20 protein-coding genes are annotated in these 22,952 nt (G+C 71.6%); 9 read left to right on the top strand and 11 right to left on the bottom strand.

Going from position 1 to position 22,952, the window contains the following annotated elements; translation table 11 throughout:
* Positions 1 to 70 precede the first annotated feature (70 nt).
* From ACFUPX_RS21240 to ACFUPX_RS21250, 3 genes are all read right to left on the bottom strand, one after another.
* Positions 71 to 1,297 carry an arginine deiminase gene (locus tag ACFUPX_RS21240; protein ID WP_383324574.1) on the bottom strand — a complete coding sequence of 409 codons (1,227 nt, stop codon included), beginning with the start codon at positions 1,295 to 1,297 and terminating at the stop codon, positions 71 to 73.
* Positions 1,298 to 1,362: 65 nt separating this feature from the next.
* Positions 1,363 to 3,963 (bottom strand): polynucleotide kinase-phosphatase, encoded by a 2,601-nt coding sequence (locus ACFUPX_RS21245; protein WP_383324577.1) that lies wholly within the window; start codon positions 3,961 to 3,963, stop codon positions 1,363 to 1,365.
* Positions 3,960 to 5,516 (bottom strand): 3' terminal RNA ribose 2'-O-methyltransferase Hen1, encoded by a 1,557-nt coding sequence (locus ACFUPX_RS21250; protein WP_383324580.1) that lies wholly within the window; start codon positions 5,514 to 5,516, stop codon positions 3,960 to 3,962. Before ACFUPX_RS21250 ends, ACFUPX_RS21245 begins: the two co-directional genes overlap by 4 nt.
* A 190-nt stretch (positions 5,517 to 5,706) precedes the next feature.
* Between ACFUPX_RS21250 and ACFUPX_RS21255 the strand changes: the two genes are divergently transcribed.
* Together ACFUPX_RS21255 and ACFUPX_RS21260 are read left to right on the top strand one after the other, a co-directional pair.
* On the top strand, positions 5,707 to 6,630 hold the full coding sequence (locus ACFUPX_RS21255; RefSeq protein WP_383324583.1) for an LLM class F420-dependent oxidoreductase: 924 nt from the start codon (positions 5,707 to 5,709) through the stop codon (positions 6,628 to 6,630).
* 267 nt (positions 6,631 to 6,897) lie between these two features.
* Positions 6,898 to 7,119, top strand: coding sequence for a hypothetical protein (locus ACFUPX_RS21260; protein ID WP_383324586.1), 222 nt, complete (start codon positions 6,898 to 6,900; stop codon positions 7,117 to 7,119).
* Positions 7,120 to 7,184: 65 nt separating this feature from the next.
* On the opposite strand, the gene ACFUPX_RS21265 is transcribed toward ACFUPX_RS21260, so the two are convergent.
* The 6 genes from ACFUPX_RS21265 to ACFUPX_RS21290 form a co-directional block, all read right to left on the bottom strand.
* Positions 7,185 to 7,667: a DUF6099 family protein gene (locus ACFUPX_RS21265; RefSeq protein ID WP_383324645.1), complete on the bottom strand. Its 483-nt coding sequence runs from the start codon at positions 7,665 to 7,667 to the stop codon at positions 7,185 to 7,187.
* Positions 7,668 to 7,862: 195 nt separating this feature from the next.
* Entirely contained in the window at positions 7,863 to 8,186 is a 324-nt protein-coding gene (locus ACFUPX_RS21270; protein WP_383324589.1) for a nucleotide pyrophosphohydrolase, read from the bottom strand.
* Positions 8,183 to 9,349, bottom strand: coding sequence for an AAA family ATPase (locus ACFUPX_RS21275; protein ID WP_383324592.1), 1,167 nt, complete (start codon positions 9,347 to 9,349; stop codon positions 8,183 to 8,185). Before ACFUPX_RS21275 ends, ACFUPX_RS21270 begins: the two co-directional genes overlap by 4 nt.
* Before the next feature lie 153 nt (positions 9,350 to 9,502).
* The gene (locus ACFUPX_RS21280; protein WP_249587197.1) at positions 9,503 to 9,883 is read right to left on the bottom strand and encodes a cell division protein SepF; all 381 of its coding nucleotides are present in this window, start codon (positions 9,881 to 9,883) and stop codon (positions 9,503 to 9,505) included.
* Positions 9,884 to 10,001: 118 nt separating this feature from the next.
* Positions 10,002 to 11,357: an enterochelin esterase domain-containing protein gene (locus tag ACFUPX_RS21285; RefSeq protein WP_383324595.1), complete on the bottom strand. Its 1,356-nt coding sequence runs from the start codon at positions 11,355 to 11,357 to the stop codon at positions 10,002 to 10,004.
* Between the two features lie 133 nt (positions 11,358 to 11,490).
* Positions 11,491 to 12,654, bottom strand: a complete 1,164-nt coding sequence (locus ACFUPX_RS21290) for an epoxide hydrolase family protein (protein ID WP_383324598.1) — start codon at positions 12,652 to 12,654, stop codon at positions 11,491 to 11,493.
* A gap of 64 nt (positions 12,655 to 12,718) precedes the next feature.
* Between ACFUPX_RS21290 and ACFUPX_RS21295 the strand changes: the two genes are divergently transcribed.
* The 4 genes from ACFUPX_RS21295 to ACFUPX_RS21310 all read left to right on the top strand — a co-directional run bounded on the left by ACFUPX_RS21295 (position 12,719) and on the right by ACFUPX_RS21310 (position 17,018).
* The gene (locus ACFUPX_RS21295) at positions 12,719 to 13,525 is read left to right on the top strand and encodes an arylamine N-acetyltransferase (RefSeq protein ID WP_383324601.1); all 807 of its coding nucleotides are present in this window, start codon (positions 12,719 to 12,721) and stop codon (positions 13,523 to 13,525) included.
* Positions 13,526 to 13,612: 87 nt separating this feature from the next.
* Positions 13,613 to 14,044 (top strand): molybdopterin-binding protein, encoded by a 432-nt coding sequence (locus ACFUPX_RS21300; protein WP_383324603.1) that lies wholly within the window; start codon positions 13,613 to 13,615, stop codon positions 14,042 to 14,044.
* A gap of 78 nt (positions 14,045 to 14,122) precedes the next feature.
* Positions 14,123 to 14,923, top strand: coding sequence for a molybdate ABC transporter substrate-binding protein (gene modA / locus ACFUPX_RS21305; RefSeq protein WP_383324606.1), 801 nt, complete (start codon positions 14,123 to 14,125; stop codon positions 14,921 to 14,923).
* Between the two features lie 124 nt (positions 14,924 to 15,047).
* Positions 15,048 to 17,018 carry an ABC transporter permease gene (locus ACFUPX_RS21310; RefSeq protein WP_383324608.1) on the top strand — a complete coding sequence of 657 codons (1,971 nt, stop codon included), beginning with the start codon at positions 15,048 to 15,050 and terminating at the stop codon, positions 17,016 to 17,018.
* A gap of 106 nt (positions 17,019 to 17,124) precedes the next feature.
* Here ACFUPX_RS21310 and ACFUPX_RS21315 read toward each other — a convergent pair whose 3' ends face one another.
* Positions 17,125 to 18,033 carry an aminoglycoside phosphotransferase family protein gene (locus tag ACFUPX_RS21315; protein WP_383324611.1) on the bottom strand — a complete coding sequence of 303 codons (909 nt, stop codon included), beginning with the start codon at positions 18,031 to 18,033 and terminating at the stop codon, positions 17,125 to 17,127.
* Between the two features lie 128 nt (positions 18,034 to 18,161).
* On the opposite strand from ACFUPX_RS21315, the gene ACFUPX_RS21320 reads away from it, so the two are divergent.
* Both ACFUPX_RS21320 and ACFUPX_RS21325 read left to right on the top strand, forming a co-directional pair.
* Positions 18,162 to 19,025 carry an MEDS domain-containing protein gene (locus ACFUPX_RS21320; RefSeq protein ID WP_383324614.1) on the top strand — a complete coding sequence of 288 codons (864 nt, stop codon included), beginning with the start codon at positions 18,162 to 18,164 and terminating at the stop codon, positions 19,023 to 19,025.
* A gap of 8 nt (positions 19,026 to 19,033) precedes the next feature.
* Positions 19,034 to 19,561: an ATP-binding protein gene (locus ACFUPX_RS21325; RefSeq protein ID WP_383324617.1), complete on the top strand. Its 528-nt coding sequence runs from the start codon at positions 19,034 to 19,036 to the stop codon at positions 19,559 to 19,561.
* Positions 19,562 to 19,632: 71 nt separating this feature from the next.
* Here the strand turns inward: ACFUPX_RS21325 and ACFUPX_RS21330 are convergent, their stop codons facing one another.
* On the bottom strand, positions 19,633 to 20,721 hold the full coding sequence (locus ACFUPX_RS21330; protein WP_383324648.1) for a LacI family DNA-binding transcriptional regulator: 1,089 nt from the start codon (positions 20,719 to 20,721) through the stop codon (positions 19,633 to 19,635).
* A 404-nt stretch (positions 20,722 to 21,125) separates the two neighbouring features.
* Here ACFUPX_RS21330 and ACFUPX_RS21335 point away from each other — a divergent pair, with 404 nt between their 5' ends.
* Positions 21,126 to 22,940, top strand: coding sequence for a coagulation factor 5/8 type domain-containing protein (locus ACFUPX_RS21335; protein WP_383324620.1), 1,815 nt, complete (start codon positions 21,126 to 21,128; stop codon positions 22,938 to 22,940).
* Positions 22,941 to 22,952: the final 12 nt, after the last annotated feature.

The following is a 22,952-nucleotide window of genomic DNA, read 5'->3' on the forward strand; positions in this document are numbered from 1 at the left end:
AGGGGTACGCGTACGAAGACAGGAATAACTGGAAGTCTATACGACGCTCCACATTTCTATTCAGTGTCGTTCACTCGACGGGATCCCGCTGCACGGGGCAGCTCATGCACCGCGGACCGCCCCGGCCGCGCCCCAGCTCGCTCCCCCGGATCTCGATCACCTCGATGCCCTCCTTGCGCAGATGGGTGTTCGTGGTCGAGTTCCGCTCGTACGCCACGACGACGCCCGGCTCGACCGCCAGCACGTTGCAGCCGTCGTCCCACTGCTCGCGCTCGGCCGCGTGCACGTCCTGGGTGGCCGTGAGGACCCGGATCCGGCTCAGGCCGAGGGCCGCGGCGATCGCCCGGTGCATGTGCTCGGGCGGATGGTCGGTGACCTTGAGCTCCCTCCCGTCGACGCCCGGTTCGATCGTGTACGAACGGAGCATGCCGAGGCCCGCGTACTGCGTGAAGGTGTCGGCGTCGACCATCGTCATCACCGTGTCGAGATGCATGAACGCGCGTCTCTTCGGCATGTCCAGGGCCACGATCGTCTGCGCGGAACCCGCCGCGAAGAGCTTGTGCGCGAGCATCTCGACGGCCTGCGGCGTGGTGCGCTCGCTCATGCCGATGAGGACCGCGCCCCGGCCGATCACCAGGACGTCACCGCCCTCGATGGTCGAGGGGTAGTCCGACTGCCCCTGCGACCAGACGTGGAAGTCCTCCGCCCGGAAGAGCGGGTGGTGCCGGTAGATCGCCTCGAAGTGCACGGTCTCGCGCTGGCGCGCGGGCCAGCGCATCGCGTTGATGGAGACGCCGTCGTAGATCCACGCCGAGGTGTCGCGCGTGAAGAGGTGGTTGGGCAGCGGGCCGAGCAGGAAGTCGTCCAGGTCCATGCAGTGGAAGCGCACGGATGTCGGCTCGGGGTGGCGCTCCAGGAACTCCCGCTTCGTCATCCCGCCGATCAGCGCGTCGGCGAGCTCGGCGGACGGCAACGTCTCGAACGCGGCCCGCAGATGGTCCGTCGCGAGCGGCCCGTACTCCTTCTCGTCGAAGACCCGGTCCAGGACGAGGAGGCGCGCGCCGGGCACGTCCATCGCCTCGGTCAACAGGTCGCCGAAGAGATGGACGGCCACCCCGCGGTCGCGCAGCACGTCCGCGAAGCCGTCATGCTCCTGGCGTGCCCTGCGGACCCACAGCACGTCGTCGAAGAGCAACGCGTCCTTGTTGGTCGGCGTGAGCCGCTTGAGCTCCAGATCAGGGCGGTGCAGTATCACGCGGCGCAGCCGCCCGGCCTCGGAGTCGACATGGAATCCCATGGAGTCCATCTTTCCCCGGCCGGACGGCCGACGCCCGCTGTTGGCGAAAGGACGCCCGCTGTCGCCTAGAGCCGCGGGTCCACCGGCTCCGACTCCAGGGCGAGCACCGCGAACACCGCCTCGTGCACCCGCCACAGCGGCTCGCCCGCCGCGAGCCGGTCCAGCGCCTCGAGTCCCAGTGCGTACTCCCGGATCGCCAGCGAGCGCTTGTGGCCCAGGAAGCGGGCGCGGAGCTTGTCGAGGTGGTCGGGGCGGGTGTACTCCGGGCCGTAGATGATCCGGAGGTACTCGCGTCCGCGGCACTTGATGCCGGGCTGCACGATCCGGCCCTTGCCGTCGCGGACCAGCGCCTGGACCGGCTTGACGACCATGCCCTCGCCGCCCCGGTTGGTCATCTCCAGCCACCAGTCGATGCCTGCCTGGACCGAGGCCTCGTCGCCGGTGTCGACGTAGAGCCGCCGGGTGGTCTGCAGCAGGCCCGTGCCGTCGTGCTCCACCATGCGGTCGAGCAGGCCGAGCTGTTCGTCGTGCGGGAGCGCGGCGAGGCTGCGGCCCTGGACGGCCAGGACCTGGAACGGCGCGAGGCGCACCCCCTCCAGGCCTTCGGTCGGCCAGCAGTAGCGGCGGTAGGCGTCGGTGAACGCGGCGGCGTCCACGGCCCGTTCGCGCTGCTTGGCCAGGAGCCCTCCGGTGTCCACGCCACGTGCCGTCGCCGCTTCCAGGGCGGCTATCGCGCCGGGGAAGACGGCCGCGGACGCGGCGCCCACGGCCGCGTACTGCGTGCGGAGCAGGCCGGACGCCTTCAGCGACCAGGGCATCAACTCCGCGTCGAGGAGCAGCCAGTCCGTGTCCAGCTCCTGCCACAGGCCCGCCTCGGTGACGGCGGTGCGCACGCGGTCGAGTATCTCCTCGGTGACCTCCGGGTCGTCGAAGAAGGGGCGGCCCGTGCGGGTGCAGAGCGAGCCGGTCGGGCCGTCCACGCCGAAGCGCTCGCGGGCCGCGTCCACGTCACGGCACACCAGGACGACGGCGCGCGAGCCCATGTGCTTCTCCTCGCACACGACCCGGGCCACACCGTCCTTGGCGTACGACGCGAAGGCCTCGGCCGGGTGCTCCAGATAGCCCTCGCGCTGCGACGTCGCGGTCGGCGCCATCGTCGGCGGGAGGTAGGGAAGGAGCCGGGGGTCGACGGCGAAGCGGCTCATGACCTCCAGGGCCGCCGCCGCGTTCTCCTCGCGCACGGCGACGCGTCCCGCGTGCCCGGTCTCCACCGCGCGGCGGCCGTGCACGTCGTTCAGGTCGAGCGGCCGGCCGTCGTGACCGCCGGGCGCCTCGGTGCGCAACGGCCTGGACGGCTCGTACCAGACCTCTTCCGCCGGTACGTCGACGAGCTCGCGCTCGGGCCAGCGCAGCGCGGTGAGCCTGCCGCCGAACACGGCGCCGGTGTCCAGGCAGATGGTGTTGTTGAGCCAGGTCGCGGTCGGCACGGGGGTGTGGCCGTAGACGACGGCGGCGCTGCCGCGGTAGTCCTCCGCCCACGGGTAGCGAACGGGCAGGCCGAACTCGTCGGTCTCGCCGGTGGTGTCTCCGTAGAGCGCGTGCGAGCGCACCCGGCCCGACGTGCGCCCGTGGTACTTCTCGGGCAGACCCGCGTGGCAGACGACGAGCTTGCCGCCGTCCAGTACGTAGTGCGAGACGAGCCCGTCCACGAACTCCCGCACGCTCTGCCGGAACTCCTCGCTCTGGGCCTCGAACTGCTCGACGGTCTCGGCGAGTCCGTGGGTGAGCTGGACCTTGCGGCCCTTGAGGTGGCGGCCGAGCTTGTTCTCGTGATTGCCCGGTACACACAGGGCGTTGCCTTCGCCGACCATCGACATGACGCGGCGCAGCACACCCGGCGAGTCGGGGCCGCGGTCGACGAGGTCGCCGACGAAGACCGCCGTACGCCCTTCGGGGTGCGCGCCGTCCACATAACCGAGCTTGCCGAGCAGGGTGTCGAGCTCGGTGGCGCAGCCGTGGATGTCGCCGATGATGTCGAAGGGTCCCGTGAGGTGCGTGAGGTCGTTATAGCGCTTCTCGGTGACGAGGGTGGCGCCGTCGATCTCCTCCACTCCCCTCAGGACGTGGACCTTTCTGAACCCCTCGCGCTCCAGGTGCTTCAGCGAGCGCCGCAGTTCGCGCTGGTGGCGCTGGATGACGCGGCGGGGCAGGCCTGCCCGGTCGGCCCGCTCGGCGTTGCGGGCGGCGCAGACCTCCTCGGGCACGTCCAGGACGATCGCGATGGGCAGTACGTCGTGCTGCCTGGCGAGCTCGATCAGCTGCTTGCGGCTCTCGCTCTGCACGTTCGTGGCGTCGACGACCGTACGGCGGCCCGCGGCGAGGCGCTTGCCCGCGATGTAGTGCAGGACGTCGAAGGCGTCGCCGCTCGCGCCCTGGTCGTTCTCGTCGTCGGCGACGAGGCCGCGGCAGAAGTCGCTGGAGAGCACCTCGGTGGGCTTGAAGTGCCTTCGCCCGAAGGTGGACTTGCCGGATCCGGTGGCGCCGACGAGGACGACGAGGGAGAGGTCGGTGACGGGCAGCACGCGCCCCGCGCGAGCGGCTTCGGTACTTGAGCCGGAGCTGGAGCTGGTACTGGAGCCGGTGCTGGTGCTCGTCTCATTCGTCATGCCGCCTGCACCTCCTTCGCGTTCTCGTCGGTCCTGCTGTTCTTGTCGGACGTGCCGCTGTTCTTGTCGGCCTGCGTGAACACGGCCATCTGGGTCGGCGGCCCCACCTCGGGGTCGTCGTCCCCCACGGGTATGAACTCCGCTTCGTAGCCATGCCGTTCGGCCACCTGCCGGGCCCAGTCCCGGAACTCCTCGCGCGTCCACTCGAAGCGGTGGTCGCCGTGCCGGACGTGCCCGGCGGCGAGCGTCTCCCAGCGGACGTTGTACTCGACGTTCGGCGTCGTCACGAGCACCGTGCGCGGGCGCGCGGAGCCGAACACCGCGTACTCCAGGGCGGGCAGCCGCTCCACGTCGAGGTGCTCGATCACCTCGCTGAGCACGGCGGCGTCGTACCCCTTGAGCCTCTTGTCGGTGTACGCGAGCGAACCCTGGAAGAGCTTGACGCGACCGGCCTGCCGCTCGCCCATGCGGTCGAGCTTCAGCCGCCGCGAGGCGATGGTCAGCGCGCGCATCGACACATCGACACCGGCGATCTCCGTGAACCGCGTGTCCTTGAGCATCGCCTGCACCAACTGGCCCTGCCCGCAGCCCAGATCGAGCACGCGCCCTGCCCCGGCGCCGGCCAGCGCCGCGAGGATCGCCGCACGCCGCAGCACGGCGAGCGGCACGGGCTTGTCCGAGTCCTCTTCGGAATCGGGGTCGGGGGCGGAGTCGGAGCCAGAGTCGGCGCTCTCGTCGTCGACCGCGTTGTCGATGTCGTCGACGTCCGTGTCGTCCGCGTCGGCGAGCCGCACCAGTTCGAGCCGCTGCATGGCCTCCTGGGTCAGCGACCAGCGCCGCGCCAGATAGCGGCTGGTGATGAGATTCTGCTCCGGGTGGTCCGCGAGCCAGCCCTCACCGGCGCGCAGCAGCTTGTCGACCTCGTCCGGCGAGACCCAGTAGTGCTTGGCGTCGTCGAGCACGGGGAGCAGGACATAGAGGTGCCGAAGCGCCTCGCCCAGGGTCAGCCTTCCGTCCGGCACGTCCAGTACGAGATGGACGTACCGCGAGTCGCCCCACTCCGGAAACTGCTCGTCCAGCGGGATCCGCGTCACCGTGGCCGTCCAGCCGAGCGGCTCGAACAGCTTGCGCACCAGAGCGGCGCCACCGCGCGCGGGCAGCGCGGGCACCTCGATGCGCAGCGGCAGCGGCTGCCCCGCCCGCTCGGGCCGCGCGTTGCACACCCCGCGCATCGCACTGGAGAACACCGCGCTGAGCGCCACGGCGAGCAGCGACGAAGCGGCGTAGGGCCGGTCGTTCACGTACTGCGCGAGCGCCGCGTCGGGCGCACCGCCGCGCCCCTTTCCCTTGCCCCGCTTCACCAGCGCCACGGGGTCCACCTCGAGCAGCAGCGCGGCGGTGCAACGCTCCACGGACGCCTCGGGGTAGAGGACGTGCGCGGTGCCGTAGGAAGTGGAGAACGCCTGCGCTTTCTCGGGATGCTTGTGCAGCAGGAAGCCGAGGTCGGTCGCGGGGTTCTCAGGGGTACCGGAGGTACTGATCGTCAGGAACACGGGTATGCCTCGAAACGCAATCTGAACTGCGGAAACTTATGGTTGCGGCTCCAGCGCGCCTCTAGACCGTACAGCCAACATCACTGACGCACTCAGGGGTTTTCGCTCCCCCTGGGTCCCACCGGCGGACCGTGGCAACACGGCCTGTACGGGAGTGAGACTGGCTGCGGCGTGCGGGCAAGATAGCTGCATGGACCTTCGAATCTTCACCGAACCGCAGCAGGGCGCGACCTACGAGACGCTCCTGCGGGTGGCCAAGGCCACCGAGGACCTCGGCTACAGCGCCTTCTTCCGCTCCGACCACTATCTCGTGATGGGCTCCTCCGACGGTCTGCCCGGCCCCACGGATGCCTGGATCACCCTCGCCGGACTCGCCCGTGAGACCTCGCGGATCCGGCTCGGCACCCTGATGACCGCGGGCACCTTCCGGCTGCCGGGTGTTCTCGCGATCCAGGTCGCGCAGGTCGACCAGATGTCGGGCGGCCGCATCGAGCTCGGCCTCGGCTCCGGGTGGTACGAGGCGGAGCACTCCGCGTACGGAATTCCCTTCCCGAAGGAGAAGTTCGGACGCCTGGAGGAGCAACTCGCCATCGTCACCGGCCTGTGGGAGACCCCGGTCGGAGAGCGCTTCACTTTCGACGGCACCTACTACCAGCTCTCCGAGTCCCCCGCCCTTCCCAAGCCCGCGCAGCCCAAGGTGCCCGTCCTCATCGGCGGACACGGCGCCAAGCGGACGCCCGCCCTCGCGGCCCGCTACGCGAGCGAGTTCAACATTCCCTTTGCCTCTCTTTCCGATACCGAGCAGCAGTTCAAGCGCGTGCGCGCCGCCGCCGACGAGCACGGCCGCAAGGCGGACGACCTCACCTACTCCAACGCCCTGGTCGCCTGTGTGGGCAAGACGGACGCGGAGGTGAAGCGCCGCGCCGACGCGATCGGGCGCGAGGTGGAGGACCTGAAGGCGAACGGGCTCGCGGGCTCCCCGGCGGAGGTCGTCGAGAGGATCGCCGCCTATCAGGCCGTCGGCTCGCAGCGCATGTACCTCCAGATGCTCGACCTGGACGACCTGGACCACCTGGAGCTGATCTCCTCGCAGGTCATGCCGCAGCTGAGCTGACCTGCCGCGACCGGTCCCCGGTGGAGCCGACTTCGATCGCACTCCCGTCAACTCCACCGGGTGCGCCGGTCCCGCGCGGCCCCTGCCGGGTGAAATTCCGTCAACCCGGCATCCCGTGCGGCTCCTCCCCAGTGACCCGCCGCCGCAAGTGATCGTTGGCTCGGGCGGAGCCGGACCGCCCGGCACCCGCACCGGCGGCCACTGCTGGTGCGTCGCTTGCATCAGCTGCCCTCCGCCACCCGGAGGGCGAGGGCCGAGGAGGCCGTCATGTCCCAGGAAGCCGTACCCGAGCAGGAGGCCACGCACGAACCGTCCGTGCCCGAGCAGTGCCCACCCAAGGGCCTGCTCCAGCAGATGGAGGAGCTGATGGCCGCGCTCAACGCGGATCTGACGCAGCTCGACGCGGATCTCCAGCAGTCCACGGCGGCCGGCGACACCGCGCCCCCGGCGCCCCGTCCCCCCGTCGGCGACGGGCCCACCCGCTTCTGACGGCGCCCGCACTCCCCCGGCGGCCGTGCGCCCCGGCCGCCCGCGGCCCCCGCCACAGCGCCGGATCATGACGGCCCCGCCGCCGAGTCGGTCTCGGGCAGGCTCTGTTCGCGCACCGCGAGCCTGCGCAGCATCTCGAGCACCCGGTCCCTCGACTCGTCGGCGGCGTCGATCGCTTCCATGCACTGCCAGTACACCCCCTCGTCCTCCGCGCCCATGGCCACGCCGACGAGCGCGATGCCCACCTCGCCGAGCAGTTCGTCGAGACCTCGCAGCACCTCGTACGCCTGGCCGATGCCTGTCAGCCGCGCCGCCCGAATCCCCTCTGTCCCGAGGCCCGGGGTGCCGAGCACCCCGCAGCCCCTGCCGCCGACTTCGCTCAGGCCCAGCGCCTCGCCCCGTAACTCCGGCGGGCCCGCGATCGCGAACCGGCTGCCGATCGCCTGCGCGAGGGCCTGGGACTGCCACACCTCGGCCACGATGTGCGCCGGATCCTGGCTGCGCGCCAGAGCACGCCTGCTCGCCTCGATGAGCCGCATCGCCTCCATGCGCACCCCCACCCATCCCGCGCGCATCCGCCGCACGATCGCCCGACCCGCTGTGCCCACTACCCAGAGTGAGTGCCAGCGGGTCGAAAAGCCAGAGCAACCGGGAAATCTGTGGACAAGCTATCGACTGTGGACAACTCGTCCACTCCGGAGAGTGACGGATCTGTCCATGAAGCACGGCACAGCGGGGGGGATTTACTTCGGCGGAAAACGCCGCTCGTTCCGTTCGATCTTCGCGGCGAGCGCCGCGAGCGCGTCGATGCCCAGCACCTCGCAGAACTGCAGCAGATAGGCGAGCACGTCGGCGACCTCGTCCGTCACCCGGTGCGCCGATTCCGGGTCGTCCATCACCCGTGCCGATTCGTCGGGCGTCAACCACTGGAAGATCTCGACCAGTTCGGAGGCCTCCACGCTGAGCGCGGCGGCCAGGTTCTTGGGGGTGTGGTACTGGTCCCAGTCCCGCTTCGCCGCGAAGTCGGCCAGCCGCTGCTGCAGTCCTTCTACATCAAGTTCAGTCACGGCCCCAGGTCTACCACTGCGGCCCCGCCCACTTCAGCGGCCCATGACGCGTCGTTCACCGTCGCGACGAGACGGATGTGCCCGCGCTCGCAGGTGCTGGCCGCCAGCTCGGCCAGTGCGCGCTTCTGCCGCAGGTCCAGGAAGTGGTCGAGGCCGTCGGCCAGCACGGTGAGGCTCTGGTAGGCCGACGGCACCTCGGCCACCGGGTCCACCTCCAGCACTCCGGGGCCGGTGAGCAGCACCAGGGCCAGCGCCACGAACCTCAACTCCCCGTCCCCGAGCCGCCCGACCGGTGTCCTGATCCCGCCGCCCCGGTCGATGAGCGCGTGCACCGACCCGTCGTCGGCCACCTCGGCGAACACGTCGGCGACCGGCCCCGCACACCCCGCGCGCACCGCGGCGACCAGCCGCGCATGGCGGTTGCCGCACTCCGACCTCGTCCGCAGAAGGACCTCGGCGATGTTGTCGCAGCCGCTCAACAGGTTGCCGGAACCGATCAGTCCAGGGGGTACCGGCAGCCGCATCGGTCCGGGCCGTGGCGCGCACGGGAACACCGAGCGCAGCGCGACCACCACCTGCTCGGCCGCCGCGAGCACCAGGCGCTGCCCCTCGGTCTTGCCCGCGACGCGCAGCGGGAGCAGCGCCGTGCCGAGCCGGTCGTCCGGCAGCGGGCCGCGCGTCACCGGTGTCATGCCCGCCGTGTGCCAGGCGGCCTGCACCGCGCGGCGGCCCGGATCGCGCAGCGCCGTCTCCAGGAGGGTCAGCCCGCCCCGGGTCAGCCGCTCGCCCACGACGCGCAGTTCGGGCTCGGCCTGTACGGCGATGTCGAGCCGCACCGCTCCGACGGGACCGTCCACCGTGCAGCCGATCCGGAAGCCGCGCCGCTGCTGGCCGTCGCCCCGCGCGAGTTCGGGCACGCAGGCCACGGGATCGGCGAAGACATCGACGAGTTCCTCACCGGCCCCGAGCCTCGCCAGTGCTTCGTACGCGGCGAGCGCGGTGGACTTGCCGCTGCCGCTCGGCCCCGTGACGAGGGTCAGCGGGCCGAGCGGGAACACGGCGCTCCGGTGCGAGGCGTAGGCCGAGAGCCTCAGTTCGGTGACGCGGCTCCGGTCCGGACCCGACGACGGCTCGGCGGCCGCCTCCGGCAGGTGCACAGTCATGTCCGGACCGTAGGCGGGCACGGATCCGGCGAACCGTTCCGCCCGAGTGACCTTCCTACGAATGAGGGATTCCGGGCGGAGCGGCTCCGGCGCCGTCCGCGAGCGGCTAGGCGGCGGGGCCGCACCGGAGGCCGTGCCGGGGAGGGCCGTGCCCTACGACTGCGCCGCCTCCACGAGCCCCTGCACCTCGGTGCCGGGCGGTGCGAGCAGGAAGACGTTCTTGTCGACCCGGTGCATCCCGCAGCCGAGGCCGAGGACCACACCGCTGCTGAAGTCCAGGACGCGCTTGGCGACTTCCGTCTCGGCGCCCGTCAGGTCGAGCAGCACCGGAATCTGCGCCATCACCGTCTCGGCGACCTCGCGGGCGTCCGCGAAGATGTTCACCCGCATCACCACAAAACGCCGCCGCGCCTCGGTCTCCGCGTCGGGCATCGCGCGGTGTCCGGGCCAGGACGGCCATTCGTTGCGGCTGCGCAGTGGTACGACCTGGGCGAGCCCTTCCCACTGTTCATCTGTGACGTCGTGGCTGTTCAACGCTCCACCCCGTCCTGGCTCGCACTCGATATCTGCACTGGCTCATTCTTACGCGACCTCACCCGTTCGGCCCAACAGCGACACGGGGCGGGCGGACCAGTCTGCCAGGGCCGGCGGGTCAGTGTCCCAGGAGTCCCACAAGCCCTTCGGTCAGGCAGCCGCGCCAACAGGCCCAGTCATGACCGCCGTTGTACTCGCCCAGGGTCACCGGACAGCCTCGCGAGCGCAGGGTCTCGTACAGATCGCGGTGGTGATCAAGAATTTCGTCCTCGCGCAGACCGACGTCCAGGCGCACGGTGACGGGCCGCGACGGGGCGATGTCGAGGCGTGAGACGGGGGCGGACTGGGCCAGGACGTTGCCGAACCGCTCCGGCCGCAGGAACCCCGCGTACAGGGAGGCCAGCCCGCCAAGTCCCTGCCCCGCGACGAGCGTGCGCGCGGGGTCGGTGGTGAGGGGCCAGCGGCCCGCCGCCCAGGGCAGCAGTTCGTCGGCGAGGAAACCCACGTGGCGCTCGTGCGCGGCCAGTTCACGGCGGCGCGTGTCCCTGTCGACGGCGTCCGGGGCGAGGACGGCGAGCGGGGGCAGGGCGCCTTCGGCGATGAGGGCGTCCAGCGTGTCCTGGAAGGCGAGCCGCCCGAACCACATGTCGCCGTCGGCCAGCACGAGTACGGGCAGCTTCGTCGGCTCGCCACCCTTTGTCGGCTCACCACCCATTGTCGGCTCGCCACCCTTTGCCGGCCGGCCGCTCTTCGTGGCGTGGCCGTCCGGCGGGAGGTACGTCCACACGTCCCGCTCGGCGCCGAGCACCCCCGCGGCGAGGCGGTGCCGCTCGACCCTCCCCCGGGGCGCCCCCGCGCGCCGGTCGGTCCACGCCCGCGCGGGCGCCTGCGGGAGTTCGAGGACGGAGGCGGGGCGGTCCAGCCAGCGGTCCGCGATCCGGCGGGGGTTGAGCGGGTCGGGGGCGGCGTGCGCGGAGAGGGAGAGCAGCCGTTGCTGGAGCAGCGCGGCGGATGCGGGCGGCCCGCCTGGAGAGATGTCGGCGGCCATGCGGTAGGAGGCACGGTGGTCGGCGCGCAGCCGGTAGGTGAGGTGCCAGATGTCCGTGCCGGGCAGCGGGCTCAGCCGGGACGCGGCGAGGTCGGCGTGGTCCGCGATGCCTTCGGCGACCAGCAGGACCTGCCGGGTGGCGCGGTGGCCGCGCCACAGGAACGTGGCGGTGCAGTGGTCCGGGTCGCCGTCGACGGCCTCGATCAGGGGGGTGCCGCGGCGCGCGGCATCCGCCCAGAACTCCTCTAGGACGACGGCCCGTTCGGCTTCAACTTCAGCTTCGGCTTCAGCTTCGGTGGCGTCAGCCGCGGCGGCCACGGCTTGGGCGAGGCGGGCGGTGACGCGGTCGACGCAGGGCGCCGCCGCGGCGCCCGGGAGCCTGCGGGGCGCCGCGGCCGCCGCGAGCACCCCCGTGGTCACACTCATCCGCACACGAAGAGGACCCGCATCGTTCCCGCCTTCCTGGTCCAGCACACGACAACATCAACTTAGCTTAGCCTAACCTAAGCGATAAGTTGCTTCCTGGTAGCCGTGGTGACCCCAGAGACCCCAGCGGCCCCTACGCCCTCAGCGGCCTCAGCGGCCGGAAGAACGCCCGCAGCTCCTGAGCCACCTGCTCGGGCTCCTCGTGCGCCATGAAGTGCCCGCCCCGCTTCGGCACGCTCCAGTGGCGCAGATCGGTGAGGGTGCGCTCGGCCAGGCTCCTGGGGAAGCCCGCGAACGCCGGTTCGTGGCTGAGGGTCACGGCGCCGGGGACGGTGATGGGCGGCACCGGCTTGTTCCGCGGGTAGTCGTAGTACTGCCGGAAGGACGAGCCGATGCTGCCGGTGGCCCAGTACAGGGTCGCGACGGTGAGCAGGGTGTCCTTGTCCCAGCGGGCCTCCAGGTCGCCGCCGCAGTCGCTCCAGTCGCGGTACTTGTCGGCGATCCAGGCGACGAGTCCGGCCGGGGAGTCCATCAGGGCCGCGGCGAGGGTGTCCGGGCGGGTGCACATCATCTCGCTGTAGCCCTGGTCGCCCACGTCGTACGCGGCCAGCGCGTCGAGGAACGCCCGCTCCTCCGGGGTCGCCGGCTGCTCCCCGAACTCTTCCGTGATGACCGCGGAGGTGAGGTGCACCCCGGCCACGTCCCGCGGGTGGAGCGCGCCGAGCCACTGCGTCACCCCGCCCCCGATGTCCCCGCCGAACGCCCCGAAGCGCTCGTAGCCCAGGGTCCCGGTCATCAGCTCGTGCCAGATCTCGGCGACGCCCCTGCGCGTGAAGGGCTCGCGCGGCAGCTCGGAGTGGATGAAGCCGGGCAGCGAGGGGATCACCACGTCGAAGGCGTCGGCCGGGTCACCGCCGTGCGCGGCCGGGTCGGCGAGGCGCCCGGCGACCCGCAGCATCTCCACGAAACTGCTCGGCCAGCCATGGCTCAGGACCAACGGCAGCGGCGCGGGGGCGCCTTCGGGGCGCCTGCCCCGCAGATGCACGAAGTGCACCCGCCGTCCGGCGACTTCGGCGACGTACTGGGGAAAGGCGTTGAGCCCGGTCTCGGCGGCGCGCCAGTCGAAGCCGTCCGCCCAGTAGGAGACGAGTTCGCGCAGATAGCCGGGGTCGACGCCCGCCGCCCAGTACGTGGAGTCGGACGGCTGGGTGAAGAGGGTGCGCTTCAGGCGCGTACGCAGGTCGTTCAGTACGTCGTCGGAGACGGAGGTCCGGAAGGGGGTTGGCTCGACGGTCATGATTCCTTCGGTGTGAGAGGCAGACAGGCAGAGGCCATGATGCGCGTCGCGCAAGAATCTGCCCATGGATTTTGATCAGACGGATGCCTACCTCCGCCGCATCGGCGCCGAGCGCCCCACCGCCCCCACCACCCGGGCCCTGCACGACCTGCAGCTCGCGCACCTGCGAGCCGTGCCCTTCGAGAACCTCTCCATCCACCTCGGCGAGGACATCGAACTCACCGATGACTCCCTGGTCGCGAAGGTCGTCGGCGCCCACCGGGGCGGCTTCTGCTATGAACTCAACGGAGCCTTCGCCACACTGCTCACCTCCCTCGGCTTCGAGGTCACGCTGTTGCAGGCCCGTGTGTACGACGCCTCCGGGCACCCCGGGATCCCGTACGACCACCTGGCGTTGCGTGTGCGCACCGGCGACGGAGGCGACTGGCTCGCGGACGTCGGCTTCGGCACCCACAGCCACTTCCCGCTGGCCTACGGCGAGCGCGGCGACCAGGCGGACCCCGGCGGCACCTTCCGTGTCACCCGGACCCCGGAAGGCGATCTGGACGTCAGCAGGGACGGCAAGGCGCAGTACGTGGTCGACCAACGCCCGCGCGCCCTGGGCGACTTCACGTCCGGCGCCTGGTGGCACCGCACGTCGCCCCGGTCCCACTTCACGCAGTCGCTGGTCTGCTCGCTGCTCACCGGGACCGGCCGGATCACCCTCAGCGGCCGCACCCTCACCACGACGACGGACGGTGAGCGGCACGTCGTCGAGCTGGCCACGGACGCCGACGTGCTCGACGCGTACGCCACGCACTTCGGCATCGCACTCCAGCAGGTGCCGCATGTGAAGAAGACCGTGTCCCCCGGAGGCCATGCCACCCCTTGACGCTTCCTCCAAAGGGGCTGGCATCTGCCATGGACAATCGCCCATACGTGTTGTAGATGCGAGGCAAGGCGGCTTATCGTGTCGCGCATGCAGTCCTACACGATCGGGCAGGCAGCGCGTCTGCTCGGCGTCAGCCCCGATACCACTCGTCGCTGGGCGGACGCCGGACGGGTCACCACCCACCGGGACGAGAGCGGCCGTCGGCTCATCGACGGCCGTGCTCTCGCCGCGTTCTCCGTCGAGGTCGCGCAGGGCCAGGCATCAGGGCAGGCACCAGGGCAGGCGCAAGGGGGCAACGGCGAGGACGACGTCCCCTACACCTCCGCCCGTAACGCCTTTCCCGGCATCGTCACCGCCGTGAAACTCGGCGACGTCGCGGCCCAGGTCGAGATCCAGGCGGGTCCGCACCGGCTCGTCTCGCTCCTGACCCGGGAGGCCGTGGAGGAGCTGGGCCTGGAGGTCGGCATGCGGGCCACCGCCCGCGTGAAGTCCACCAGCGTGCACATCGACCGCACCTGACCCCTGGTCCGCACCCCAGGGTCCGCAACCACGGGCCGGACCGCGCCGCCGGCCTCGCCCCCAAGGAGTTCCACGCTCATGTCTCTCGCTCCGACCCCCGCCCGGCGCCGCACCGCCGCCGTGCTCACGGCCGCCCTGCTCGTCCCGCTCGCCGCCTGCGGCAGCGACGACAAGGACGACAGCGGCAAGAAGCCCGCGGGCTCCGCGGCCCCGAAGGCCAATCTCACGGTGCTCGCCGCCTCCTCGCTCACCGACGTCTTCGAGACCGCAGGCGCCGCGTACGAGAAGGAGAACCCGGGGACGAAGGTCACCTTCTCCTTCGCCGGTTCCCAGGAACTGGCCACCCAGGTCAAGCAGGGCGCCCCGGCCGACGCCCTGGTCACCGCCGACACCAAGACGATGGACGGGCTCGCGTCCGACACCGGCACCCCGTCCGTCATCGCCAAGAACCGCCTGGTCATCGCGGTCGGCGAGGGCAACCCCAAGAAGGTCGCCGAGCTGAAGGACCTCTCCGACAGCAAGCTGAAGGTCGTCCTCGCCGCCTCCGAGGTGCCGGTCGGCCGTTACAGCAAGCAGATCCTGGACGACCAGAAGATCGACGTGAAGCCGGTCTCGCAGGAGCCCAACGTCCGCGCGGTCCTGAGCAAGGTCGAGCTGGGCGAGGCGGACGCCGGACTCGTCTACAAGACCGACGCCGCCACCGCCACCGAGAAGGTCGACGCGGTCAAGATCCCCGACAACCAGAACGCGATCGCCGAGTATCCGGCGGCCACACTGAAGACGTCGAAGCACGCGGAGGCCTCGGCGGCGTTCGTGAAGTGGCTGTCCACGCCCGCCGCGCAGAAGATCCTCCGGGACGCGGGCTTCGAAAAGCCGTAGCCCCCACCCGCCGAGGTGGGGGAGCCGACCGCCTCCCCGGTCGGGGTGTTCCGGGCCGTCCCCCGCAAGACCCCGTACGCTCCCTCACCTCGCGACACACCCCGAGCGCACCCCAGGGACCACGATGAAACGCCTGCGAGGCCGCACCCCAGGCCCCCGCACCCCGATCGCCCTGGCGATCCCCGCGCTGCTGGCCATCGCGTTCCTGATGCTGCCGCTGCTCGGGATCCTCGTCCGCACCGAGTGGGGTGCGCTCGGCTCCCATCTGACCAGCGAAGGAACGACGCAGGCACTGAAGCTGTCCCTCGTCGTCTCGTTCTGGGCGCTTGGCCTCTCCCTGCTGCTCGGGGTGCCGCTTGCCTGGCTGCTCGCCCGCGTCGACTTCCCCGGCAAGGCGGTCGTCCGTTCCCTGGTCCTGCTCCCGATGGTCCTGCCGCCCACCGTGGGCGGCGTCGCCCTGCTGCTCGCCTTCGGGCGGCGCGGGCTGCTCGGCCCGTGGCTGGAGGACACGTTCGGGATCACCCTGCCGTTCCAGACGTCCGGCGCTGTGCTCGCGGCGACCTTCGTCGCGATGCCCTTCCTCGTCATCAGCCTCGAAGGCGCGCTCGGCGGGCTGCGCCCTCGCTACGAGGAGACCGCGGCGTCCCTCGGGGCCTCGCCGGTCCGGGTGTTCTGTACGGTCACGCTGCCCATGGTCGCCCCCGGGCTCATCGCCGGAGCGGCCCTGACCTGGGCGCGGGCCCTGGGCGAGTTCGGCGCGACCATCACCTTCGCCGGCAACCTGCCCGGCACCACGCAGACCCTGCCCCTCCAGGTGTACCTGCTGCTCCAGGACTCCCCCGAGGCCGCGACGTCCGTGTCGCTGCTGCTGCTCGCCATCGCCATGGCGGTGCTCGTCGCCCTGCGCGGGCGCTGGATGAGCACTCCGGGCAACCGTCGCGAGGGCCGGTCCGAGCAGCCGCCGGACGACTCGCCCCTACCCGCGCCGCCGGTGTCCGGCTCGGCTGACTCGTCCGGATCCGCCGCGGCCGAGCCCGCGCCGGTGCCCGCGCCCGAGGAGCGCTGGGCCCTGCACGCCGAGGTCACCGGCTTCAACCGGCTCACCCTGGACGCCGAACCGGGCACCACCATCGCCGTCGTCGGGCCCAACGGCGCGGGCAAGACCACGCTGCTGCGCGCCCTCCTCGGCCTGACCCCGCGCGCCCACGCCGAGCTCCGCCTCGGCGACACCGACGTCACCGGGCTTCCGCCGCACCGCAGGCACGTCGCCTGGGTCCCGCAGGACGGCGCCCTGTTCCCGCACATGAGCGCCCTCGCCAACACGGCGTACGGGCCGCGCGCCCTCGGTGTCCCGCGCGCCGAGGCCCGGCGTCGCGCGCAGGAGTGGCTCGACCGGCTCGGCGTCGGTCACCTCGCGCACCGCAGGCCCGCCCAGGTCTCCGGCGGTCAGGCCCAACGGGTCGCGCTGGCAAGGGCGTTGGCGGCGAGCCCCCGGCTGCTCCTGCTGGACGAACCGCTCGCCGCCCTGGACCAGACGACCCGGGCCCACGTCCGCCACACCCTGCGTACGCACCTGGCGACCTTCGGCGGCGTCTGCCTGATCGTCACGCACGACCCCGTCGAGGCGGTCTCCCTGGCCGACCGGGTTCTCGTACTCGACCAGGGGCTCGCCCTCCAGGACGAGGCGCCCGCCGAGGTGACCCGGCACCCGCGCTCCCCCTGGGTGGCCAGGATGCTGGGCCGCAACGCCTGGCCCGGCACCGCGGGGCCCGAGGGGCTCGCCCTGCCCGGCGGGGGCACCCTGGTGATCGCGGACCCGCTGCCGCCGGGCACCGAGGCCCTGGCGATCATCGCGCCGGAGGCGGTGTCCGTGCACCGCGACCGGCCCACCGGCAGCCCCCGCAACGTCTGGCCCGGCACCATCCGCGAGATCACCACCAGCGGCAGCCGCCTGCGGCTCCTGATCACCTCGCCGCAGGCCCCCGACCTGGTCGCGGAGATCACCCCGCAGGCCGCCGCCGAACTCGGCCTCGCCGACGGGACGCCGGTGTGGACCAGCGTGAAGGCGACGGAGGCGACGGTCGTACCCACTTGAGCCGTGGGCCCCCTTGAGCCGTGGGCCCACTTGAGCCGTAGGCCCACTTGAGCCGTGGGCCCCCGCCGTATCCGGCTGCATCCGGCCGCACCCGGCCGCCCCGGTGTCAGCCGAAGAGGTCGTGGTCGTCCAGGACCTCGGCGATCAGGCGCCGGTCGACGGCCGCCCGCCCGGGATCGGTGTCGATGTTCCCGCTCAGGGTCAGCAGGCACTTCCACAGCAGCCAGCCGCGGGCGCGCGCCCAGGTGCCCTCGTCCTGGCCCACCGCGCGCCGGAACGCCTCCCGGCTCTCGCCCGAGAACATCCCCCACGCGATCACCAGATCGCAGGCCGGGTCGCCGACGCCCGAGGTGCCGAAGTCGATGACGGCGGTCAACTTGCCGTCCGCGACCAGGAGGTTGCCGGACGCGATGTCGCCGTGGAACCACACAGGCGCCCCGTGCCACCGCGCGGCGAGCGCGGCCTCCCAGACCGCCGTGGCCCTGGCGGTGTCGACGCGGCCGTCGAGAGCGGCGAGGCACCGCCGCGTCTCCTCGTCGTAGTACGCGGGAGACGCACCCCGGTACCAACTGTGCTCACCGGCGAGCGGGCCCCCGGTGGTGTCGCAGCGCTGCAGGGCGAGGATGAAGTCGGCCACGGAGAGCGCGAACTGGCCCAGGTCGCCGATGCGTTCGGGCGCCGCGGTCTCGCCGTCGAGCCAGCCGCGGACGGACCACGGGAAGGGATATCCCTCGCCGGGGACGCCCTCGCCCATGATCGGCGGGACGGCGAACGGCAGGGACGGCGCGAGCCGGGGCAGCCACTCGTTCTCCTTGGCCACCGCGGGGACATAGCCGGCCGCGGTGGGCAGCCGGGCCGTCAGCGCGTCGCCCAGGCGGTACGTGCGGTTGTCCCAGCCGTCGATCTCCACCGGCCGCACGGGCAGGCCGCTCCACTGCGGGAACTGCGCGGCGACCAGACGTGTCACCAGGGCCGCGTCGATTCCGGCGCGGCCGTCGGGAGGAGTCGGAACCATGCGGGGATCATCGCCTCCGGCGATCGCGCCCCGCAAGGAATTATCGAGTTGTCGAGGGATTGGAACGACTTCAGTCAACAGTGATCACCGCTACCGTCGCGCGGCGCGTGAACCCTAAGGTCTGCCCCATGGATGCCAGGTCTGTGACCAGGACGGTCTCTGTCACCCGTATGAACCCCGGAGACCACGCCTGCCTCGGATTCGACGACGACGAAACGCGCTGGGAACTCCGCGCCGCGTACGCCGACATCGGCCTCTCGCGAGGCGAGCAAGTGGTGTTCTTCACCGACCGGGCGACCACCCCCGCCCTGGCGGCCGAGCGCTTGAGTTCCAGTGGCTTCCCGCTGAGCTCCGCGCTCATGGACGGAAGGCTGGTCGTGGTCAACGAAGTCCCCGGCTACGACCCGGTCACCGGCTTCGACCCCGTCGAACGAGCCCAGGCCTGGGTGGAGTTGACCGACAAGGCACGCCACGACGGCTTCTCCGGGATCAGGGTCGTCGGCGACATGGGCTGGGCCGCCGAACCGCGCGTCGACCACGACCTCCTGGTCGAGTACGAGACCGGACTCTCGCCGCTCTTCGCGGAGATCGGATTCACCGCCATCTGCGAGTACGACCGGCGCAAGTTCGACGACGGCCTCCTGGGCCGGATCCGCCACGCGCACCCCAAGCGGGTGCTGCGCCGCCTCGGCGCCCTGGACGTCACCCGGACAGGCGCCGAACTGCGGATCGCCGGAGACATCGACCTCGCGACGCGCGAGGAGTTCGACTCGGCGCTCGCGTACGCCTTATCGGCCCCCGACCGTCCCGGCGTACTCGACCTGTCCGAGCTGTGCTTCATGGACGTACACGGCGCGTCGACCCTGGTGCGGCTCGCGGGCGGGCTGCCCTGCGACCACCTCATCGCGGTGCGGTGCCGGCCCGAGCAGGACAGAGTGATACGGCTCTGCGGAGCCTCCGAAGTGCCTCAACTCGTCCTGGGCGAAGGGTGATCCGCGAAGTGATCCTCAACCGCGGCATCGGCAACGACGACAACGGCGGTGACCCGGCTCCGCACCGGGAGCGCCTCGACGGCGCCCTCGGCCCCGCTCCCGGCAGGAGCACGCTGCTCGAACTGCCCTTCACCATGGCGGACTTGGCGCGCGTGCGGCATCACGTCACCCGTCGGGCCGAGGACGCGGGCCTCTGCGACCCCCGGCTCAGCGACTTCGTGCTCGCCGTGCACGAGGTCGCGAGCAACGCCGTCGTACACGGCGGCGGCAAGGGCCGCATCCACCTCGCGCACACGGACGAGGGACTGCGGTGCGCCATCACGGACAGCGGCCCCGGGCTGATCCAGCAAAGGCGGTGCGAGTCGGCCACGCTGCCCGAGGCCACTGTGCCCGAAGCCACCCTGCCGGAGGGGCCGGAGGGCGACGAGGCCGAGGACGGGCGGGGCCTGTGGCTCGCCCAGGCCCTCACGGACCACTTCCACGTCACGGTCCACGAGGCCGGGACCACGGTCACCCTGGTGACCCTGCTGGGCTGAACGGGCAGCCGCCGGGCTTCGGCCCCGGCCCCATCCGGAGCGCGGTCACGCCGAGGCCCCCGCCGCCAGCGTCACGCCGACGCCCGCTCGACCAGCGTCGGGCGGAACACCATCGACAGCGGCGAGCTCCCTGGCTGCTTGATCCTCCCCAGGAGCAGCCGGGCCATCTCGGCGGCCATTTCCTCCACCGGCTGCCGGACCGTGGTCAACGCGGGCTCGCAGGCCCCGGCGGCCTCGCTGTCGTCGAAGCCGACCACCGCCACGTCCTGCGGCAGCCGTCTGCCCGCCCGCAGGAGGGTCTGCAGCGCGCCCTGTGCCATCAGGTCCGACGCGACGAACACGCCGTCCAGGCCGGGGTGTTCGGCCAGCAACCGCCTCGTCGCATCGGCGCCGCCCACCCGCGTGAAGTCCGCCTCCGCCCAGGGTGCGTCGGTGATGCCGTGCGCGGCCAGCGCGTCACGGAAGCCTTCGAGGCGCTCCTGGGCGGCCCGCATGTCCTGCGGTCCCGCGACGGTGCCGATCCTGCGGCGGCCCTCGGAGACCAGCCGGTCGACGGCCAGCCGCGCCCCGGCCCGCTGGTCCACCTCCACGTACGGCAGCGGGACCGCCTGGGCCGGGCGCCCGGCGAGCACGGCGGGCAGGCCGGTCTCCGCGAGCAGCCGGGGCAGCGGATCGGAGGCGTGCGAGGAGACGAGCACCGTGCCGTCCACGTGCCCCTGCCGCAGGTAGGACAGGAACTGGCGGCGCGAGGCTTCGTCGTCCACCAGCATCAGGACCAGTTGGACCCCGGCCGGGCGCAGCACCTCCAGGAGCCCGCCGACCACGCGCCCGAAGTGCGGGTCGGTGAACATCCGGCCGACGAAGGGAGCCTCGGCCGGCCGCCGCTCGCGCCCCGGCGCCGCCAGGGATTCGGACACCACCGGCGCCTCGGACACCACCAGGGCGATGGAGTCGGTCCGCTGGGTCACCAGGGAGCGGGCGGCCTGGTTGGGTACGTAGCCGATGGCCTCGACGGCCTCCTCCACCTTGCGGCGCAGCGCCGGGTCGACGGTGGGCGCGCCGTTCACGACCCGGGAGACGGTGGCGCGCGACACCCCAGCCGTCCGGGCCACGTCCTCCAGGGTCACCGGACGGGCGGGGCGCGGGGCGTCGGCAGTCACGGGGTCTTTCACGAGGTCTTTATAGCAACCACGCGGGGCGGACGTTCGGACCTTTTCCCTGATGGGACGTCAACTGGACTTGTACGCAGGGTCGTTGCCCGCTCGCGCGTACCCCGGGACATATCACCCACGCGCGAGCGATTGACGTCAACTTTCCCACACAGTCACCTAGTTGACTTCTCCCCACCGAGTCAGCGCGACATCGTGCGCACCCCCTTGACGCGCCTTCCCGTAGACACAACTATCCAACGCGAGAGAGCGCTCTCTCAGCGATCACCGTTCACGTTCTGAACTCGGACCGCGTACTTGCGGCACCGCTCTGCCCCAGCCGTTCCGGGGCGGCGCCGCCCCCACCACCAGTACCTCCCGGCGATTCAACCGCCCTGCCAACAGGAAGACTTGCCATGTCTGAGCACCTGCCCGCGCCCGCCGCCAGATCCGCCCTCTCCCGCCGCAGCGCCCTGGCCGCCGCTCTGGCCGTCCCGGCCACCGGTCTGCTCGCGTCCCAGGCCGTCGCCGCTCCCGACGCGCCCCCGGCGCAGGCCGCCGCCGCAGGCCGCCCGCAGCCTGCCAACGCCCTCGCGCCCGACTTCGGCCCGAACGTCATCATCTTCGACCCGTCCACCGGGGGCATACAGGCGAAACTGGACGAGATATTCAAGAAGCAGGAGTCGGCGCAGTTCGGCACGGCCCGCTACGCCCTGCTGTTCAAGCCCGGCACCTACAGCGGCCTCAACGCCCAGATCGGCTTCTACACCTCGATCATGGGCCTGGGCCTGACCCCCGACAACACGCACATCAACGGCGACGTCACCGTGGACGCCGGCTGGTTCAACGGCAACGCGACGCAGAACTTCTGGCGTTCGGCGGAGAATCTCTCCCTCTCCCCGGTCAGCGGCGCCAACCGCTGGGCCGTCTCCCAGGCCGCCCCGTTCCGCCGCATGCACGTGCGCGGCGACCTGAACCTCGCGCCCAACGGCTACGGCTGGGCCAGCGGCGGCTACATCGCCGACAGCCGGATCGACGGCACCGTCCAGCCGTACTCCCAGCAGCAGTGGTACACCCGCGACAGCTCGATCGGCGGGTGGCTCAACGCGGTGTGGAACATGGTCTTCTCCGGGGTGGAGGGCGCGCCCGGCGACACCTTCCCCAATCCGCCGTACACCACCCTGAACAACACCCCGTACTCCCGCGAGAAGCCCTTCCTCTACCTCGACGGCGCGGAGTACAAGGTCTTCCTCCCCGCCCTGCGCACCAACGCCCGCGGCACCAGCTGGGGCAACGGCACCCCCCAGGGGCAGTCCCTCTCCCTCTCCGCCTTCTACGTCGCCAAGGCGGGGGACAGCGCGGCCACCCTCAACGCCGCCCTCGACCGGGGGCTCCACCTCCTGCTCACCCCCGGGATCTACCACCTCGACCGGGCGATCGAGGTCAAGAAGGCCAACACCGTCGTCCTCGGCATCGGCTACGCCACCCTCATCCCGGACAACGGGGTGACCGCCGTGAAGACCGCGGACGTGGACGGGGTGCGCCTGGCCGGGTTCCTGGTCGACGCCGGGCCGCAGAACTCCAAGACGCTCGTCGAGATCGGCCCGGCGGGCGCGAGCGCCTCGCACGTCGGCAATCCGACCACCGTCCAGGACGTGTTCATCCGCATCGGCGGCGCGGGCGCGGGCAAGGCCACCACCAGCATGGTGGTCAACACCCGTCACACCATCGTCGACCACACGTGGGTCTGGCGCGCCGACCACGGCGACGGCGTCGGCTGGGAGACCAACCGGGCCGACTACGGCGTGGTCGTCAACGGCGCCGACGTCCTGGCGACCGGTCTGTTCGTGGAGCACTTCAACAAGTACGACGTGCAGTGGAACGGCGAGCGCGGGCGCACGATCTTCTACCAGAACGAGAAGGCGTACGACGCCCCCAACCAGGCCGCCATCCAGAACGGCAGCATCCGGGGCTTCGCCTCGTACAAGGTCGCCGACTCCGTCAACACCCACGAGGGCTGGGGCCTTGGCAGCTACTGCTACTACAACGTCGCCCCGTCCATCGTGCAGGAGCACGGCTTCCAGGCGCCGAACAAGTCGGGGGTGAAGTTCCACCACCTGCTCGTCGTCTCGCTCGGCGGCAAGGGCCAGTACGCGCACGTCATCAACTCGACGGGCAACCCCACTTCGGGCTCCGACACGGTGCCGTCCACGGTGGTCTCCTTCCCCTGAACCGCCCGACCT

This window comes from Streptomyces sp. NPDC057302 (assembly GCF_042667685.1).
Classification (GTDB): domain Bacteria; phylum Actinomycetota; class Actinomycetes; order Streptomycetales; family Streptomycetaceae; genus Streptomyces.

What these genes read in the sequence shown, in the direction of transcription:
- ACFUPX_RS21240 (WP_383324574.1), bottom strand. Translation starts at nt 1,297, where the DNA reads ATGGGATTCCATGTCGACTCCGAGGCCGGGCGGCTGCGCCGCGTGATA.
- ACFUPX_RS21275 (WP_383324592.1), bottom strand. Translation starts at nt 9,349, where the DNA reads ATGACTGTGCACCTGCCGGAGGCGGCCGCCGAGCCGTCGTCGGGTCCG.
- ACFUPX_RS21300 (WP_383324603.1), top strand. Translation starts at nt 13,613, where the DNA reads ATGCAGTCCTACACGATCGGGCAGGCAGCGCGTCTGCTCGGCGTCAGC.
- ACFUPX_RS21315 (WP_383324611.1), bottom strand. Translation starts at nt 18,033, where the DNA reads ATGGTTCCGACTCCTCCCGACGGCCGCGCCGGAATCGACGCGGCCCTG.
- ACFUPX_RS21290 (WP_383324598.1), bottom strand. Translation starts at nt 12,654, where the DNA reads ATGACCGTCGAGCCAACCCCCTTCCGGACCTCCGTCTCCGACGACGTA.
- ACFUPX_RS21295 (WP_383324601.1), top strand. Translation starts at nt 12,719, where the DNA reads ATGGATTTTGATCAGACGGATGCCTACCTCCGCCGCATCGGCGCCGAG.
- ACFUPX_RS21260 (WP_383324586.1), top strand. Translation starts at nt 6,898, where the DNA reads ATGTCCCAGGAAGCCGTACCCGAGCAGGAGGCCACGCACGAACCGTCC.
- ACFUPX_RS21335 (WP_383324620.1), top strand. Translation starts at nt 21,126, where the DNA reads ATGTCTGAGCACCTGCCCGCGCCCGCCGCCAGATCCGCCCTCTCCCGC.
- ACFUPX_RS21265 (WP_383324645.1), bottom strand. Translation starts at nt 7,667, where the DNA reads ATGGAGGCGATGCGGCTCATCGAGGCGAGCAGGCGTGCTCTGGCGCGC.
- ACFUPX_RS21245 (WP_383324577.1), bottom strand. Translation starts at nt 3,963, where the DNA reads ATGACGAATGAGACGAGCACCAGCACCGGCTCCAGTACCAGCTCCAGC.
- ACFUPX_RS21255 (WP_383324583.1), top strand. Translation starts at nt 5,707, where the DNA reads ATGGACCTTCGAATCTTCACCGAACCGCAGCAGGGCGCGACCTACGAG.
- ACFUPX_RS21310 (WP_383324608.1), top strand. Translation starts at nt 15,048, where the DNA reads ATGAAACGCCTGCGAGGCCGCACCCCAGGCCCCCGCACCCCGATCGCC.
- modA (WP_383324606.1), top strand. Translation starts at nt 14,123, where the DNA reads ATGTCTCTCGCTCCGACCCCCGCCCGGCGCCGCACCGCCGCCGTGCTC.
- ACFUPX_RS21285 (WP_383324595.1), bottom strand. Translation starts at nt 11,357, where the DNA reads ATGAGTGTGACCACGGGGGTGCTCGCGGCGGCCGCGGCGCCCCGCAGG.
- ACFUPX_RS21320 (WP_383324614.1), top strand. Translation starts at nt 18,162, where the DNA reads ATGGATGCCAGGTCTGTGACCAGGACGGTCTCTGTCACCCGTATGAAC.